Source organism: Acinetobacter sp. CS-2, assembly GCF_016599715.1.
Taxonomy (GTDB): domain Bacteria; phylum Pseudomonadota; class Gammaproteobacteria; order Pseudomonadales; family Moraxellaceae; genus Acinetobacter.
Genome location: NZ_CP067021.1, coordinates 142,282 through 161,712, shown reverse-complemented (window position 1 = coordinate 161,712; position 19,431 = coordinate 142,282). Strand labels below are relative to the sequence as shown.

The 19,431-nt window shown below is 39.1% G+C and carries 10 protein-coding genes; all 10 read left to right on the top strand.

Going from position 1 to position 19,431, the window contains the following annotated elements:
- The first annotated feature begins 184 nt into the window (after positions 1 to 184).
- The 10 genes from JFY49_RS16895 (at position 185) to JFY49_RS16850 (ending at position 19,319) form a co-directional block, all read left to right on the top strand.
- Entirely contained in the window at positions 185 to 4,591 is a 4,407-nt protein-coding gene (locus JFY49_RS16895) for a hypothetical protein (protein WP_180079745.1), read from the top strand.
- A 2-nt stretch (positions 4,592 to 4,593) separates the two neighbouring features.
- Positions 4,594 to 5,487 carry a hypothetical protein gene (locus JFY49_RS16890; RefSeq protein WP_200224911.1) on the top strand — a complete coding sequence of 298 codons (894 nt, stop codon included), beginning with the start codon at positions 4,594 to 4,596 and terminating at the stop codon, positions 5,485 to 5,487.
- A gap of 68 nt (positions 5,488 to 5,555) precedes the next feature.
- Positions 5,556 to 5,984: a hypothetical protein gene (locus JFY49_RS16885; RefSeq protein WP_044431645.1), complete on the top strand. Its 429-nt coding sequence runs from the start codon at positions 5,556 to 5,558 to the stop codon at positions 5,982 to 5,984.
- Between the two features lie 9 nt (positions 5,985 to 5,993).
- Positions 5,994 to 6,794 (top strand): hypothetical protein, encoded by an 801-nt coding sequence (locus JFY49_RS16880; RefSeq protein WP_216078040.1) that lies wholly within the window; start codon positions 5,994 to 5,996, stop codon positions 6,792 to 6,794.
- A gap of 25 nt (positions 6,795 to 6,819) precedes the next feature.
- Positions 6,820 to 7,782, top strand: coding sequence for a hypothetical protein (locus JFY49_RS16875; RefSeq protein ID WP_200224910.1), 963 nt, complete (start codon positions 6,820 to 6,822; stop codon positions 7,780 to 7,782).
- Positions 7,783 to 7,794: 12 nt separating this feature from the next.
- Positions 7,795 to 8,631 carry a hypothetical protein gene (locus tag JFY49_RS16870; protein ID WP_005005796.1) on the top strand — a complete coding sequence of 279 codons (837 nt, stop codon included), beginning with the start codon at positions 7,795 to 7,797 and terminating at the stop codon, positions 8,629 to 8,631.
- A gap of 5 nt (positions 8,632 to 8,636) precedes the next feature.
- Positions 8,637 to 9,827, top strand: a complete 1,191-nt coding sequence (locus tag JFY49_RS16865) for a hypothetical protein (RefSeq protein WP_005005798.1) — start codon at positions 8,637 to 8,639, stop codon at positions 9,825 to 9,827.
- Between the two features lie 12 nt (positions 9,828 to 9,839).
- Entirely contained in the window at positions 9,840 to 11,081 is a 1,242-nt protein-coding gene (locus JFY49_RS16860) for a hypothetical protein (protein ID WP_005005799.1), read from the top strand.
- A 208-nt stretch (positions 11,082 to 11,289) separates the two neighbouring features.
- Positions 11,290 to 18,576, top strand: a complete 7,287-nt coding sequence (locus JFY49_RS16855) for an LPD1 domain-containing protein (protein ID WP_044431655.1) — start codon at positions 11,290 to 11,292, stop codon at positions 18,574 to 18,576.
- Between the two features lie 83 nt (positions 18,577 to 18,659).
- Positions 18,660 to 19,319 (top strand): hypothetical protein, encoded by a 660-nt coding sequence (locus JFY49_RS16850; protein WP_005028677.1) that lies wholly within the window; start codon positions 18,660 to 18,662, stop codon positions 19,317 to 19,319.
- The last annotated feature ends 112 nt before the right edge of the window (positions 19,320 to 19,431 follow it).

Here is a 19,431-nt window from a genome sequence, read left to right as displayed (position 1 = left end):
TATGTGCAACTCTAATCCCTTAGAGGAATCTTCTAATAACTCAGATTTAGTGGATTTTGACAGTGAATTAGACATCACAACTGGTTTTAATTCTGACTTTAAAGAAGACTTTATTTGGAATGTTGATACAGATTCTAAAAAGGACTCTTAAAATCAGAAAGGCCACCTGTCATAAGGATCAAATATGGACCAAAGCCCTAAACAAGATAATTTTGACGAGCAAACACTTGATCAACTGCAAGACGGCCAATCATTAACTTTCAATGAGGGCCTGGAACAGTGGGATGATTTAAGTTTGGACGGCGTGGAATTTCAATCCATCCAGCCTACGCCACAACAAAACAATGTTGCACAAGATCAATCGCAACAATACCAGTCTGAACCACATCCCAAAGATCCCCTATCTGAACCTCCATTAATGGAAGAACCGCCAGTCATGCAAGATGATGGGTATCAATATGATCAGCCTATGGGCGGTAACTCTGTACCTCCTGGGCACCCAGATTATGATTACGCTCCCCCTCTTGAAGATACTCGGTTGAACGATGATGAACCGATGTTTTTTGACGAAGGTGATTATGAGCGTAGTAGCTACCCGATCTACGAGAATGAACAGTCCATCATTCCTGAAAACACGTTTGATCTTTCCGCTGTCACTGTCAATGATTTAGCTGAACTTGATCCTGTTCTGATTGGTAAAGTATTTGATGCACTTGAGCAAAGAGATCCAGCCAGTCAATTAGAATTCTTTGCAGACATCGGGCTTGATCTGCAGAATGATGATGATCTTAAGTTTATTGCGGATCTGAATAAAATCCAGACTAAAAACGCACTGGACCAAGGATTAGGCAATATTGCTGAAAATAACAGTTCATTGCCAGTTGAAGACCGTGTATATACAACTGCAGACTCTAAATTATTCCTATCAGACAATGATCCTGATTTCCTCCTTTCCAAAGAAGAGAATCCATTTGAAGCCGTTCAAGTGGCTGAAAAAACCCTCTTTAACTTTGAGACAAAATCTTTTGTCACTCAGCCCTACTATGGTTTAAGCCTGAAGGGTGCAACTAAAGAAAATGCCCTCAACTTCCTGAGTAATCGTCAATTCGCGATTGAAGGCTTGATTAACCAAAACCAAGTCGTGCGTGAAGCAAAGCAGCAGATCTACAACGAAGTTACGGGTGCACCGAATACCTATTTTTCAGGTGAATTAACCGATAAAAACCAAATTAACGCATTGATGCGCCAAGTGCGTGACTTTTGCTTAATTCGTGGGATTGAAGCTGAAGAACTTGGCTTAGTGCCAAAAACTATCGTCATGGATCAATGGCGTGTGAATAGCGACCATACAGCTGCTCGACTTGAACAACTTGAGATTCACTATCTTGAATTCAATACGGACACGTTAACCAAGGAAGTAATTCAGTTATTAGAAACCCGTGAACATAGCGACCAGTTGCAAGCTGCTCTACTTTTGAAAGAACATAAAGAAAATCAGAAGACTAAAGAGACAGTAAAGGAAGATGTTGAATCAGCTGATCCGAATGCACCAAAAGGTACACCAAAGAGCACATTAAACATTGCTGGTGGTCCACAAGACAAAGCAAGTTTGGCTGCAAGTAGCGTTGCCTCTAAAAGCTTTAAGGATATGCGAAATGAGGAAGGTAACGAACGTCCTCCTTTAGCGCGTGAAAATAGCCACGGCCATCCACGCACGGTCGCTGATGAACTCGCTGCGCTCAGTGCAAAAATGATTGCAGTCATGATTGAACTGGTTAAGAAAACAATCAAGTTGATCATTGCAGCGATTATGGCCATGTTCAACAAGAACAAAAGCCTTGATAACCTGAAAAATATTTGGGATAAACCAATCAATCCTGATGTTACCGTTAAAAGTAACCATCCAGACGCACAACAACCCGAACAGCTTGCCAATACAGCCGATAAATCAAAATTGACTGAACCTGGTAAGAATGCCGATATTTTAAAACCGATCTCAAAAGAGCAAATGTTGCCTCTTTTAAACGATCCATATACCACTCAACTGAATAAAGACCGTGACGGCGTTACCTTAGAAGAATTCGATCTAAATGTCGCTAAAGTCTATGCCATTGACGGTGAACAATACATCGTGATTGATGTAGTCGGTAAGGATTCTGTCGAAGGTGTTGAATCCTCTACCCCATTTATCAAACTGGTTAAGGAAGCAGATTTACCGCCTCAAGTGGAAGGTAGCGATGCACCTACCCCGATTACGCCGTTCTATTTAGAAACGATTGAAGACAAAGTAACGTTTCTCTCAATTGAAGAACTGCACGAAGGCATTAAGTCTGAAAAGATCCATGAGTTTGAAGGTCGCTTTTTTGAACCCATTTGTTCTCAGTATTTAGAACAAGCACGTATGTTCCTTGGTGCCGAATATCCATTAGGGCAAGATCCAGAACAAATGACTGAAGAAGCCAAAGCTTCATACAAAGATCAGTTTATTCAACGTGCCTATCAATCAGGTCAAATGATTTCGGATCAAGTAAAGAAAGCCAAATCTAAACTTTCAAACCTTTTGGGTAAGTTTAAAGGCAATACTGCAGAACAGTCGGCAACTCAATCAGCACCGCAAAGCCAAGACCAAAACAATGACGGTAAACCAATGAACCCTTATGACAGTATTTATGTTGATCATGATTCTGACTTAGAAGCATTCTTTAAAGACCGTCACAACAATGTTTCTAATGCTGAAATTGAACAGTTTGTCGGTATGGTTTATGAAGATGAAACAACCCAAACCAATATGGTTGTTTTGGATATAGCTTCCGATAATCTGGATAAACGTGCGATCGTTGTGCCTCTTTCGGTGATTGAAGATCTCGAAAATATCACTGAAAAAGATGTGCTTTATCTTAAAGACATCGTGAATGAATCCTCTACCGTTCCACTGTATGAGCTGGAGTCTGTCGAGCCGATAGACGAGTTAAATGCGCTTGGTAAATTTTCAAGCGAATACTTAGACAAGCTCAAAGCCGATACCATCAACAATACTGCAGAACAGACTAATACTTACGCCAGATCTGCCGAACGTGAACTTGAACTTTCAAAAATGATTTTGGAAGGCAAGCTCAGTGTTGTAGGTGCTATGGTGAAAACGGATTACGGTCAATTCGTGGTACTGACTTCAGATTCGGAAGGTCATAAATCAATTGCACCCGAATACAACGCCGTGGCCATTACCAACCTTGATCGTCAAATTACCACGGAAGATATTATTAATGCCGGTATTACAACGATACCGCGTAAAGATATTTTAGAGTGGAATACTGTCACGGCGCTCAATGAAGAATCTGCCAATCAGGTGACTTATTTAGATCCTGAAGTTTACCAAGCAGTAAGTAATGCAATTCATCAAAATCGCGAAAAAGAATTGATTCAAACCTTGAGTACGTTACAACCCTCTGCAGCACTCAATAGCATCGGTTCAAAAATCATTACGCAAGATGGCAATACATATATTGGTCTATGCGCCAAAGATGATGGCAAATCAGGCGAGTACTACGCCGTAAAAGCTCCAGATAATCAACTCTCCCCGATTGGTGCAAGCTATATCAATGATGTTGGTGTTGAAGTCATTAGCCGTAGCCAAATTGCTGAATTTCAGAATGCGGAAAATAATCAGCAACAACTAATCAGCCATGATGTGTTTGTTACATTGCTAAATGCAGTCAATAACAGCAATGAACAAGAAGTACTTCACCTCTTCTCTAACTTGGACCAGGTGAAACAACAAATTAAAGATTCGTTATTCAGCGAAAAGGAAAGTGAAAAAGTGATTGAACAAAATCAATTTATTGAACAACTGAAAAACAATAACCTTGTGAAAGCCGATCACATTAACGCGCTTAATCAAATTGCTGATCAGATTCAAAATACGCAACTGAAAAATGTTGTTAAAGGTATGGCCTCAACCGTTGTTGCGCCTGAAAACTCTCAAAACGAGATGTATGTTCAAAGCTTTCTACATCTCAACCAACGCCTAGACACGTTACAACAAGATTTAAAGCTTCAAGCAGCATCAAATCTTATGAATGCTGAATATAAGCAACTTTTTGAATGTATGGATGATCATCTAGTACTACCTACTGCGTATGGTGATGCCAAGTTTGTAAACCTTAATAGTGTTGAGCCTCGTATTGTTGAATTTAGAAACTCGGCTGAAACAGGTCAAATCTTTGACAGCTTCAACGCCGTGATTGCTGAAACAGGAAACGTGGAAATTGCGCTTCAGCACTTAAAGCAAGAGATCTTAACCGATCACTATATCGCTGCGATTCATGAAGATGTGAAGTTACACCGTCTAGAACAGCAAGACATGGACAAAATCAAAGAAGTGAATCAGATCCTTGAGGCTGATTTTGATAAAACTGGCCTACGCTTAGAAGCGCTCCAAGATGGTTTGAATCTCAATACTAAAAACTACTTAGACCAAGTAAAGCTTGAGAAAAACACGACATCTCAATTTTTGAGTGACCTTGATAAGCATATAGATTTAGAAGTCGCACGTAGAAACGATCATGACAATGATCAAACATTGGGGCGTTAATCATGGATCTCTATAAAAACGTATCTGGCGACATCGATGCGATGATTACTTTTGATAAAATCTTAGGTGGTTTTGGTCAAAATACAGTGAATACCACGCGTGAGCGTGTTCAAATCAACTCTAAGCATGAAAAGGTAGAGCGTGAGATTGAAGGTGCCAGTCCGTACCTTAAAAGCGATTATGAGCTATTTGTCGAGCATCACAATATGTTGATGCAAGAGTATCGGGCAACTCAGCTACATTTACGCAATATCTTAGAAAAGAAAAATGAGGTTAAAAGCATTCAAAAGCTTGCGGATCTCTGCGAACGGCACCAGTGCTCCAACATCGCTCAATTATTCGTTGAAAAAAATGAAGATGAATATGTATTGCAATGCTTTCAAGACTTTCAGCAAGACTTAGAAAACAATAATGCTCTCCGAAAAGACTTTAATCACTTTTCAGACTCGTTTGAAGCCTACCGATACAATATGGAGATCTGTAATAAGCTTTCTGGTATCGATCAGCCGTTTACCCTTGAACGTCCGAATGACAGACAGTTGAATTTCGTTATCCATAGTCATGAAAACATCAATAAAACATTGTTGGACTATCAGACGAAGATCATTGAGCAACAAACAACTGTGGACCAGCTCAAGCAAGATGCTTCCTATACTGCCCTATTTCCGATCGCAACCAATGATAAGAACATGTTCTCAATTGCAGCGACCGAAGTTTATGTAGAACAGTCACCGAAATATCAAGACTATCTTAAGGTCATTAAAAATGAGCTTAAGAACATAAACGAAACGGGTAAAAATGCGTTTAGTCAGCATTACAAAGATACTATTACGCAAAGCAATCTTGAAAACGTTAAAACTAAAGAAAGCGCTTCAACTTATAGCAATGGGTTTTAATTAATTTTAAATAAAAACATTTAGGGTGTTTTAAGATAGAATCTAAATACCCTTTAATGGAGTTAAACATGATTCAAACTAAAATCACTGAACCGACAAGAACGCCGTTTAATCCTCATGGTTTTGCAGATGCAACGCCTTTACATGCGTTTTACTTGGAATTATTAGAAAAGGGATTAATCAATAAAGTTCTTGAAGAAGGTAATTTGGAATTTGAAAACCAAAATTTGTTCATGACGATCGATTGGGAATCAATAGACGTTCAAATGGATGCTTATACGTTTGATGTGAAATTAGATATTGTATGTGGCGTCATACTTGATGAACAAAAGGTCACGAATAGCATTCAAGTGTTTATTAATGAGCAAACTTTGTTTATAGCTTCAGCTAAAACCTTTAACCCTAAATCTGGTCTAACGCAAAGTCTTAACTTTGATATTCCTTTACGTGTTTTAAGTCAAATGGGCTATTACGCCCTACCTCTCAAAGAGGACTAAATCGTGGGAATGAGCATAGAAAGCCAAAACATAGCATTGTCTCAAGAGCCTACAACCTTTGTACCAGAAGCTTTTGTACACTCTATTAACTACTTTTGTCAGACCTTAGAGAACACTTTTCATTTTGATAAGCGTTCACTCAATTTCTTTGAATCAGGTACACCAAAAGAATACGGCTTGTATCTTACTGAACAGCATTGCCTTGTTTTTTTGAATGCTTGCAGTAGTGGCTATCTTGGCGAAACACGCAAAGTTACCAGCTTCACCGCTTTTGTGCTTTTAAATCAAAAAAATAATGAATCTGAAATGCTCGACATCACGTTAAACGATCCAAAACGTGTAGAGGAACATTTCAAAACTGCGTCTAAAGATCAGATCAATATTTACTTAAAGAACGTGCATGAATTAAGTAATTTTCTGAAAAATAAGTACTCGGATTCAGGTTTTTTAAAAGATATTGTGACTGAGGAAGGTTTTTCTAAAACCCTAAAGCCATTGGTTTTACAGGAATGCTTAAAAGAGGAAGTAGAGCTAATTAATACTTTAATGTGTTTGGTTAGTACTCAGTTTATATATATTACGACAGCTATTATTTTTAAGCGTCCTATTTTAAAAGAATTCATAAAACTATGTTTAACCAATGAGAAGTATATACTACAATATGGTGAAGAATGGTATTATGATTCTATATATAAGTTCGCTAAAAGGATATATGAGTTAAAACACCTTATAGCTACCTTATATTTAAGTAGTGAAGCTGTAGTAAAAGATGTTGTAGTGCTTTGCGAACTTGCTTCTAAAAAACATTAATCATAACTCTTTTAAAGGGCTAGATATGCGTAACAATCACAAGAAAGCTAAAAGGCTACAACAAATTCGGGGCAATGTTTTAAGGACTAACCCTAATCTACAAAATGTTAAGCCAGCTTTTAAAACTAAAAGTGCTTTAAGCATTTTTGTTGCTACCGTTATTGGGTGTTCAAGTGCTATTGCAGTTCAACAAAGTTCCGTTGCTTCTGTTACCAGTAATACTCAAAACATGGGTAACTTAAACATCGCAACATCATCGACCATTGCAAGTAGCTCTGGTGGTGATACGCCTTTGTCGAATTCAAATAGCGGATATTATTCGTCTACCAGTTCTAATTCGTCATTCAACTCTACTGCTGCTGAAAACAACTTCATGGCGGTTAAAAAAGGTGAACAAGCAGCTGCTCAAAACATTCAAACCAATATTGAATCATGTGCAACTGATGGGATCGGTAAAGTCGTTAAAGACAACTTAGATCTACAAATGACGGTTTGGGGTCGTCCAATCGATATTAACAAAATGTTCAGTCCAGCTAGTCAAGGTGGCTGTTTTGCTGACATCGGTAAAATCATTGACCTTTCTGTGACTATTCCATCACTTGATACAATCATCAATGCAGCGCAACAAATGGTTGTCGATTACGCGACTAAAAAAGCGTGTGACGCAATGAAAACTGCAAGTACTGAACTTGTTGGCCCATTGAATGATGTTATAGGTGAAATCAACAAAGCGGGTCAATACACTGATGTATCGGGTGCGCTTGGTACTGCTGTGAATGGTCAACTTGGTAAACTTGATCCTGGTCTAGTTATGCCTAGCGGTGCTTTTGAGGGTGGAGATACTTATACAATCAATGGTAGTAGATCGACTGGTACAGTTTCTTATTCAACTGATCAAAAAGCCAGTACTAGCACACCGTCTAACGCAAAAACTTCAAGTTCAGAATCTACTTCTGTCACCCAATCAATTAAAGACTTTTTCTCTTAAGTTGGGGGTGGTATGAAAAATAGAAATAATCTGCGTAAAAGAAGAATTACTGTTAATCAGTTTTCACCTGTTAAAGCAATTGCGGTGGGTACTTTAACGGTTGGTCTATTATCCGTACCACTTTTTACCAATGCTTTTAGTCTTGGCACTATCCTTTCTGAGCTTGCAATACAAGCTCAGCAATTGATGGTACGTTCTGCTGTGCGTGTATCTACTCAACAAACAGCGGTCAGTGCAAATCAAATTGTTGATAACCAAACGCGTGATTCAGAAATGATCGTTGCTGGTATTCAAAGTGTCGATAAAAATATTGAGATCAAAAAAGCGATTTTAAATTCTGGTACGAATGCTGCCCTCCCTGATTCAGCTTTTTGTACGGCTCTTGAAGAACGTGAACAAACCGATCTCAATAGAAACTTAAAAGACTTTAACGTTTTTAAATACATGCAAGACGTTTCAGGGAAACTTTTCTCAAATTCAACAGATGAAGCAACCTCACCATATGCGTTTCACTTGGCGACCTCGTGTGGCGTAGAAGAAGCAAAAATGGGTGTCTGTAATTTGATTCCAAATGGTCTGCAGTATGGCGACATTGATACTGCTTTTGTTTTTTCTCGTTCTCGACTTTCTGAACAGCAAGCGACTGTTGCATTGAACTACTCGTCAATTGCATCTAACAACGTTGTTCCAGTCGGATTGATGGAATGCTCTTCTTCAACTTGCGTTGATTTTCAAAATAAATACATGGCTGGAAGTACTCTTTCATCACTGGCTAACTATTCGGTGGCTAATAATGTGATGCAACGCACTACACCAAACTCCAATGCTTCAGCCAAATTCTTTGAGTAATGACTATGAGAAAGCGTAAAAATACTTTAAGACAGCCTAAAGGAAAATCAAAGTTTGTACCTGTCATTTTAGGTGCAACTTTGGTGATTAGTAGTCCTGTTTTTGCTGAATGGGCTACGGTTGGTTTGGGTACGATTATGAGCGAGATGTCTTCTCAGATTCCTAAGCATGCAAGCAACCAAGCAAATGATATTCAAAAAGTATCTCAAAGTACCCGTAGAAAGTTAGATGATTCGACTGAAAACATCGTTGCAGCGCTTAAAGTTGCGGTGAAGCAAAAGGCGCAAGCTGCTAACCAAATTACCGATGCGACAACTAAAAACACCCAAACTATTGCCTCTGGTATTCAAGCGCTTTTACAGTCAGATACCATGAAAAAAGCACAATTTGCTTATGGTGCCAATACTGGTCAAGGCTTTAAGTCTTGTGAGGTTTTGGCTGAAAATACAAATATGTCGAGTGCATCTGGTCAAGTGATTGATCAAGCAGCTGATATGGCGACTCAAACTTCTCAAGTCGGCGGTAAATTAGTTGGCTCTCAACAGGAAGTGATTAATCAACGCCTAAACGTGCATAAAGCTGAATTCTGTACGGTTGCTGAAGCACAAGCTGGTCAATGTACGTTGTCTAAATTACCGGGTGGCGATACCAATGCTTCCCTACTGTTTAAGTCTGTTGCACCTGGCTCAAAAGAAGCTCTAGCAAGACATTACGTGCGTGAAAACATTTTAGGTACACCAGATAAATCATTGTCTACTGCAACGGCACGTACTCCAGCTGGTCGAGATTATTTGCAAGCGACCAACCAAAAAACAGCTTTACTTGCTATGCCAGCGTATAGCTTGGCGGTTATTGACGCGCAAAATACAAAATCATTCAAAGATATTGACGGCAAAATGGTGTCTGCCAACGATTTGATCGACCAAACAATCGCACGTTACTACGGCGGTCCTGAAGCTAAAAAATGGCAAATGGCGATGGCGATGCAAGATCCACGCGGTCTACTTAAAGAAGCCAATATCATTAACGGCGTTTCTGTTTATTTAGATCTTCAAACTTACAAGCAAAGTTTGCGTGAAGAAGGTTTATTGTCTGCATTACTTTTAGCGAAATCTCAGCCGATAAAAGATGATGTGAAAACGAAATACGGCCAGTCAGTGAAAGTTAAGCTTTCACAAACTATGCCTCAATTTTAAGGAGACTAAATAATGCGTACTCCGAAAAGAACATCACGTAAAGTTATGAAAGCGCCACAAGCGCACGGCTCTCGTTCAAAAATTAGTGCACTCGGTTTAACCCTCGCCCTCATTAGTGGTTCTGCATCTGCTTATTACTGTGCTTCCGTGGGCAACCCGATGGCAGTAAATACCTTGAATATGCTTCTTCAACAGGCTGATGCGGTGGAAAGCGCTGCGTTACGTGCGTTGGACTCAAACTTATCTTTGGGCATTAAAAAGCAACAAGATGATGTGACGACAGCGATTAAGATCCTGACGAAACAAGAGGCTGTATCTGCTCAAGGTATTTCAGATAACGCACATAAAAACGCACAAAGTCTTGTAACGGCGTACCAAGCTGTTAAACAAAGTGAGCAAATGAAAAAAGCTCAATTTGAGTTTGGTGCACATGGCCAAGCATTTAAAGCGTGTGAAGTTTTAAGCGATCGTGAACAAGCTCAACAAGACAATAAATCTGCTGATAGTTCAATTTTAAATAAAGTTGGCTCTGAAGTGATTGCTGCGCCTGGTGTCTACATGAACCCTCACAAAGCACAAGAAGCTATGTTACAAGCTCATAATGAGTTTTGTACCACTTCTCAGGCTGCGTCTGGACTATGTGGTGCTGCTGGTGAAAATGCTAGTCTAAGTTTACAAGCTTCAACTTTATTCACGACTGCAGCGCCAGACACGGCGATGGCTCGTGCTCAAAATGCATTGATCAACAACATGGTTGGTCTACCTGATGCCCCAATTGACGGAAAAATTGCGAAAACATCTGCTGGTCAAGATTATGTGATGGCTAAACTGGCGAAAGATGCTTTAACTTCTCCAGCAATTACCTCTTTGAAAGCAATTCAAGCGCAATACTCCCCTGTTGCTGGTGGTGGTACCAATAGTCATGATTCAAGTACCAAACTTGCACCGATGCAACACTTGGAAAAAAGTGTCGCTCGTTATTTAGGTTCAGGGCAAGATTACAAAGACTTTGCTAAATCACAAGCGATTAAAGATGAACGTGGTTTGATGGTCGATGGTTTAATTCAAGGTACTGAACGCTTGAACTTGCAATATCAACAATACAAGTCAAATGAACGTAAAGAAGCGGTATTGGCTGCGCTAGTTTCTGCTGAAAGCAAATTATCTGACGGCTCAATTGAAGTGACAGATCGTTCTAAGTCTACGGGTAACATTCGTAGGATTGCACTTTCACAAGCAATGGCAAGTAAATAGCCTGATTTTTTCATTATCAGACTGATAATGAAAAAAACTTAAAAAAAGGGATGGTTTTAAGCCATCCCTTTTTTTTGTTTAAAACCCTTTTAGATAGTTTCTTTATATAAATTCTCTTATAATCTTTAGTATATACCGTTCAAAAGTAACCGATGGTGCTTTGATATTTTAATTAAAAGATGCTTATACATATTGCCATGGAGTTTATATGTCAACTAAAAAGAAATGGTTGGATCTGAGTAGCTTTGGCGCTCAACTTGTAGTAACCCCTAAAACTGATTTAAGAAACCAAGCAGCCATTATTAAGATTAAAGATGTTGAGCTTTTAGAGAAAAAGTTGAACACATCCTTAAACAGCTTCTTAACAGGTTTAAAACAGACTGGAAAGTTTGTTTATATCACCAATGAGCAAAATAACGACCTTAGTTTTATGTATAAGAGTTCGCAAGATAGTCTCTCTCTTGCTGACATAAAATCTGTTTTTCCTTACGACTCTAAAAATGACCTCATTGAAATGGATATGTCAGATATATATCTGCAAAACCCAATGAGTAGTGCTGAAAAAAACCAGTGGCAATCCCTATTTGAACTCAATAATCAAAAGTCCGTTGTGCTTTACCAAGCAAAACAGCAAAAACCGTTTGCCCCAAATACAACCATTATGGGTGCGGTTAAACAATTCAATAAAGCAGATTTAGGCTGGAATAAGCTACCGACATTACTGCAGTCAGTAGATCCATTGCCGTTGGCTGATTTAGACAATTACGGGTACCAAGCAGATAAAACACTGACTCGTTATTATGTTGATAAAGAAGCAGCGCTAAATGCTGGACTCATAGAAGATACGATAGAGCCTATTGAACTAAGCAAACAGCTAGTGATTTCGGTTAATTCAGGCGGTGAAGTACTTGCCCTAAAAGATATTACGCAAATCCCTGAGCTGACCAATTATAAAATATCTTCACATCCAGCATGGCCAGCGTATAACAGCTTACCGAAGCAATTTATTGATATTCGAGAGCTGAATAAGGGGCTGAATACGAGCATTGATCCAATTGTGAATGCGCTCAGATCGGATGATCATGCCGTTAATCACCAAGGATTGATCAAGCTTCAAACCTTAGTCACGAAAATCAATGACTGTTTGTATTCATACGAAGAAAACAGCATTCCGTCAGCATTGGCACCATTTGGTATAGAAACAACTGCGTTACAGCTGGTGGACAATGATTGGAAAGTTTGGGAATACAACAACCAAACTTTAGATGTAGAAGAATTCGACCTTGCCGATAAGATTAAGGACCTGATTCAAAGCGTTCAAAATAATATTAATAATTTAAGAACATTTGATCCCTACTCTATTGGTGATAGCAGTTTTGATCGTGAATTAATTTCTGAAAGTTTGGATGACATCGGTACAAGTTTAGAAAGCTTGGATCTCAATCAAATTAAGCAAACCATACCGCCTGAACCTAAGGTTCCAGTAAAACGTTTGTTCAATCGAATTGATCACTTTTTTAGACACACCAAGTTTAAGCCGAACATTCCAGAACCAGTCATTAAGGACTCTTTGACTAAACTCGCTTTAATGCGAAAAATTAAGCAAGAATACCTACAAAAAATTGCAAAGCTCAAAGAAGAACGTCAAGCCATTGTTGAAGCGAAAGCAACACATACCATCAGTGAGCGTATTGAAAAAGCGGTTGCGATTCAAGTCGCTGTTGCTACTGAAAATGCGTATGTTTTGGATCAGCAAGCCTATGACGATCAAGCTTATGAAATGGAATTGGCATTAAGTCAGTTAAACATTGCTTCTACGCGTCTGAACAATCTTTATGATAGTTTTTTTGATTCAGTGATAGACCGTGAAGAATACGGCACGGATCTTGATAACTTCCTACAAAGCGTTGTCACCGATGATGAATTGCAAGATGAAATGCAACGTCTATTGGATGAAGCGAACGAGTTTGAAGCTACTCACACCTCAAATGACATTGACATTTATCATTTCAACGTTGATCTAGGTGAAGAACCGAACGGGCTTTGGAATGAAGCTGTTAACCAGTTTGATGTGGTTCATTATTATGATGAACAAGATCAAGAGTTATCTGCAGTCGAAAAGTTTGAATATTCTATTTTGGGATATTCACCATCTCAAGAATCTGCAATGCCAGATTTTAACGATATGGTGTTCTCGAATGCTGTATCAGTGCTGGATAACAGTATTGAGGACATGATTGCGACCAGTGCTGAAAATGTAGGTAAAAACTACTTTTCATTTCATCAGCAAATGCCTCGTATTCTTCAACAACTGCATAGTATTAATAGCCAATTTACGGCGCTTGGTGATGGTGATGCCCATAGCATTGCATCACAATATTTATCAGATGAAAGCTTAGAGCGATTCTATAACCTGTTAGAACAGGACGGTAACTACAAGGGTTTTAATAAGCGCATCGATGTGGCTCATGTGCTTTCTGAGCTGAGTAGCAATATTGGCAACAATCCTGACTCCCCTATCCTTAACCGATTACCTGATATTAGGTCGCAACTCAATCATGCGATAAATGAGGAATTACGTGTACGCACGAATCCTGGTAATGCACTGGCCAACGCGATTGTTTTTGCTGCGACCAATGAAGTTTTGTCTTTAAAAGAAACACTCGAAAAAGATGAAATCTATGTGGTAGACAGCTTTCAAAACTATCTGCCTAAGGTGATACATAAAGACCACTTCAACTCAAATACACAAGAACAGCTTTTTGCCTTAAATAAAAAGGTCGCGGTAAGTATGGCGTATAAGCGCTATCTACAAGACTTTTATCAAAATGCCGTGGGTGAAGAGTCTAAATCTGAGGCGGTTATTGCCATTATTAATAATGAGCACAAGCATATTTTGACGGCACTAGGTTATCTAACACCGACCTACAATGAAGTCACGGCACCAAAAGACTCGAAAATTGAAAATGTCGTCACGTTGACTGAAGAAGCGGTAAAAACCTACCTAGCTGAAGGTAACGCTTTGATGGTTGAGCCTGAAGTTAGCGCACGTTCTTTGGCGGTGTATAGCAGTACGATAGCATCTGATCAGAACTTCATTCGCTTACTACCGATGGATCTAGGTCAAAAGGTTAGTTCATTACAAAAGCAAAAAACCATTATGATTAATGGTGCTTCTTCGTTTGAACATATCCTGAGCTCTAATCCGATCAGCGAAAACAAGCTGACCTATGATGACCTTAAGAATGTAATTCTTAATCGTATTTTGACCAAGGAAGCGGTACCGAAATATGAAAAAGGCTTAAAGCTTGATATTGAAGTTAAGAATGTCTATGAGCATGCATCAAGTTTCTTGCCACTTGAAAAGACCGATGTTAACAGTGAAAATGACTTTGGCAATCTCTTTAAACATGGGCTTGTGCTTGAAGCATTACAATCGACTCCAGACTCACTCAAGAATGGATTTAACCTCAACCGTGATTTAATCAATTCTGCCCTACTGCAGTCATTTGAAAATCGTTCTATTGAAGAATGGACGGCACTAAAAAATAAATCCCTCGAGACAAAAACGGGATCTCTTTTAAGCATTATCACCAATCCTGAACGCATTAAAGAGTTTGAGTTTCCTGAGATAAATATTTATCTCACGGTTTCACCAGCTGATGAACAAAAGCACGGTGCGATTAACTTATATTTCAGCGGTGAACAGATTCCGTCTACCGATCGCTTAATCGTTAAATCAAGTCTGAATGACTTAGCTGCAGACGATAAGGCGCTGTTTAAAGCTTTGACGCTTAGCAATGATTCAGTTTTAAGTACGCAAGAGCAAATGCAGTACTTGATCGACTCATTAGAAAAACGCTATCAGATCTTCCAGTCGATCGAAAACCTACACCTTAAAGAAAAGGTATTGTTTAACCCTGAGTTGGACGATTACAAGGCATTAACTTTACGTGATGCCGATAATCAATACATCGATCCAACGGCGAAACAAGATCTAATCGATTTTGTGAAAAGCAATGATGTGATGACCAATGTTGATTTGATGAACGTCTTTACCGACTACATCAATCAAAAAGAAATGGATCAAGCGTTTGAAAACGGCTCCAAAATTATTGTGGCCAATGACGGTGCTGATTTAGTGATTTCTGTCATTGATAAAGACACACCAGTTTTACAGCATGATCAATTACGGGTTTTTGATAATGTTGAGCAGTTTGCTAAATTCAACGAGCGTGGTGGATTGTTTAAAGACTTCCAGTTAAACGGGATAAAAGCGCATCTTGTGGACCAAGTATTAAATGATCTTGGGTTACGTGAAAACATACTGCAGACAATCAAGGTGCCATTATCACCAAGTTTTGAAAATATTGATGTTAAAGGCCTTAATGAGATTGTGGCTGTTAATATTTCAACATTGGTCAATAAAATTGATTTTGCCTTTGGTGAAAAGCTACTTGAATCTAAAGACCGGTTCGATCTCGCGATTAAAGTTGCCGATGATCAAGCTCCGTTAAAACTGGCCATTGTGAATAATGCCGAACATCAGCAATTTGTTGATCAAGGCTATAAAATTCTTCCTACGCCAAAGCACCCGAACTCTAAGAACTTCTTAATTACTGATTTTGCAAAATCATTCAAAAAAGCAGAATTATTTAAGTCTCGCGATCAAGTATATAAACCTGAACATATGGTTCAAAGCGCACCTGTTGTAGAAGTTGCCCAAGAACCATTGGTTGAAGAACCGACCGTAACTGAGCCTGAAGTTCAAAAGCCTACTGAACCAGAAGTACAGGAAACAACGGTAGAAGTTGTAGAGCCGACTGAGCCAGTTGCTCCAGAACAAACATCACTGTTTGAGTCTGAGGGTAAGCCTGAAGCTGAAGCACCAAAAGAGCCAAAAACAACCAAACCGAAAGCCACTGAGCCACGTTCTGAAGTTGGACTTATTGAAGATACGGGTATGAAAATGCCTGGTGCGAAAAAGGATCTGTATGGTCCACGTTTATCGCTCAGTCAGATTCAAGATATGTCGCTTTTGCAAGTCAAAAACCTAATTACGCGTGACAAAATTTGGAAAAAGGAATCGGTTTTACAAGCAAAAGAAGCTGGTCGAGATATTTACATTCACTTGCTGACTGACGCTGTACGTAAGATGACGAATGATCAGCCACGTTATCCGCTTGAAAATGCCACTGAAGAACAGTTTAAAAAAGTAGGTGCTGGATACTATGACGCTGTTTTAAGTATGCGTGATGCATTAATGGAAGCAAAAACAGTTCGTGAATTTATTCCTAATGCATGTGATTTATACGTTCGTTTGAATGAAGACAAAGATCTGTTCACGGCGTTTAAATCATTAGATCGGTCATTATTTTCATTGGTAGAAAGCTATGCTGAATATGCTGCCACTGACATGATTATTAGTTCTGAATTGGCGAAAACCGATAGTAGTGAAGCACGTAAAACGCTCACTGAAGCACTTCATCATTTAAGGAAAGAGTTACCGCCAGTTAAAGGCACCTACTCTATCTATAAAAAAATACGTAGTGCGATTGATGCCAAACCGTTCCAAGACAAAGTAAAAGCGACTGTTACTTTTAGAAGTGGCAACATTATAGATTCGAGTACGCTATTTAGCAGATCTGATGCTGGTCTATCTGAACAGGTCATGGATCTGTTAACTGCTAAAAAAACCAAAGACGCAACTGCAGAGAATGATGATACTCAAGAAGTCTCGTTATCTGAAAAGAATGTATCGCACATTGTAGATGACACGGCGAGTACCTTAGATGCCCTATTCAAAGAGTATGCTAAGCCTCGTACTATGCGTAAGGCATTCAAGCTCAGTGATGTGGTTGTGACGGAAAACATTGCTTCACGTAATGGCCAAGATGTTACAGCACATACCTTGCAAGCGACCTTTGGATTTAAAGCCGTAGAGTTTGGCGAGTACTTGAACCAGAGCGACCGTCAAATCGCGTTAAATAACGCATATGACGGTTGTTTCGCTCTTGCTAAGGCACTTGATATAGATCCGAAATTTGTTGGCTTTAACGGTATGTTGGGTGTTGCTTTTGGTTCGCGTGGACGTTCCGCTGCGATGGCACATTATGAGCCATCTAACCGTGTGATTAACTTAACCAAGAATTCAGGTTTTGGCTCGTTTGGTCATGAATTTTTCCATGCCTATGACCATCTCATTTTTAGTGCGATGACACGCAATCAACCAAAAATGATGATGGAAAACGTACAGCCTTATCTAACTCGTTTTGCAGAATTGAATAACATTAAGTCTGAGAAGTATGCCAACATTAACCAAGATTTGTTGCAAGCTGCAGCCAAAGTAAATCAAGCGATGTATTACTTGCCAATGAAAAAGGATGACTCGATAGAAGTACTTCGCACGAATCTTGAGAATCAAGTCAAGTTTTATGAAACCAGCATCAAAACGATTTTGGATAAAACATTGGTAGATCAACCTGACATTGTTGATTTGTTTACGCCAGATAGAGACAGCATAAAAGAGAAAATTAATACGTTTATTGCGGAACGTGGCAAGTTGCATACTGAACTATCTTCATTGATTAACTTCGCTAATCGTCATGAAGATCCTGAACTTTTCCAAAAGGACGCCATACAACATAGACGTTATATGCACGTTGCCCAAGGCTTGCATAAGTTCTTGTCTGAAAATGAGTATCCAATCCCACGGACTGAGCTCAACAAATATATCTCGCAATCTCGTTCTGAAATTGATCATGATCGTGTCTTTGCAGCGCAAGTACTTGGTGCAGCGAACAGTACAGTCTTTAGATCAGTTGTATTCCGTGATTATCGACAAATGTTGCGTAGTCAGTTTGCGATATGTGCACTCGACTTCATCAAAGAAAACAGCCCTAAACCATTGTCAGATGAACACTTAAAGTTAATTTCTTTAAGCTTACAGACGAACGATCGCTTAACATCAACTAATCAATCTCAGCTAAAAACTGATTTCTACAAAAATGCGATGGTATTAGAGGGCTTAACAAGTGCTAAGAAGCCGTATTGGACGACCGCACATGAAATGTTTGCCCGTAGTGGTGAGCAGTACTTACAAGTGACCTTAGCAGAAATGAACTTGCGTAATGATTGGCTTGTTTACCCATGTCCTGAAGGTGGTTCATCTTCTGTAACTCAACCGCATGGTATAGAAAAAGATGCAATCATGAAGGAGATTCGCGAATTTACGGTGAAAGGCCTGGACTATATTCAGGAAAATATTGCTGAACTGCGTTTTGCTGATCATCAGCAGTATGTCAGAAATGCAATGCACTTCTTCCAACCGGGTACAGATCAACATGAGAACCTAGTTAAATGGAATGAAGTCATTAATGAGATGTCACAAGCTGAATACGATGAATATTGGACTAAGCTCATGACCAACATTGAAGTACAAGCAGATCCAGAATTAAGCAAACAAAAGAATAGCGATCCTGAATTGGCACTATAAGCAATTTTGAGATCTTGGATGCTATCCCCTGTGGGTGGCATCTTTTTTTTATTTAAATCTTATAAATGGAATCAGGAGGCACTATGGCAATAGCAATTCCAAAGCAATTTGCTGGTTTTGGTCTAGCAGTTGCAATTATATCTGTGGCTAATCATTTCGGATTGGTCGATCTCTTTGCTCAAAGTGCTACACGGGCAATATCGAAACAAGCTCAATCAGTAGAGTCAGCCAATCCAGGCCAACCGAATGAACCTGAAAACGGTCTACAAATGGCAAAAGACTATGCTGAACATCAAAAAATGGTAGCCAATAGTGCAGCCATGCCATTTAAAAAAGAAGTGATTAATGTTTCCAGTATGGAAAACACACAACATTTTGGTCCTGTTTCAATGGAATCTCAAAATGTTGATACTGTGTTTATCATTCGAGATAAGGCCACTAAAAGGTTACGAGCCGTTGTTCAGGTACCCAAAAAGCAAACTGTCAATATATCTCTTCCAATTGGTCAATACACCATTCAATATGCCCAAAACAATTATATTAAGGATGCTCCATGGCAAGGATTAAATAAGTTTTGGGGATACGGCACTACCTTTTTAGAAAGTAACCTTGAGCATAATGTTACCTTGGTCCAATATCCGAATAATAGTGGCTACTTTATTCGTGGTACTGGAATTATTGTAGGTGTAGAAGATGGCACCCAACCAGACGAACTCGCTAAAAACGAATTTGTTAAAATGTAACCATCAGCTTTAAGCAAGATGTCACCTATACGGTGGCATTTTTATTTATAAAAAAAGAAAGAATAGTGCACGGTTTTAGATGGTTTTATTAAAAATGATAGGTATTTAAACA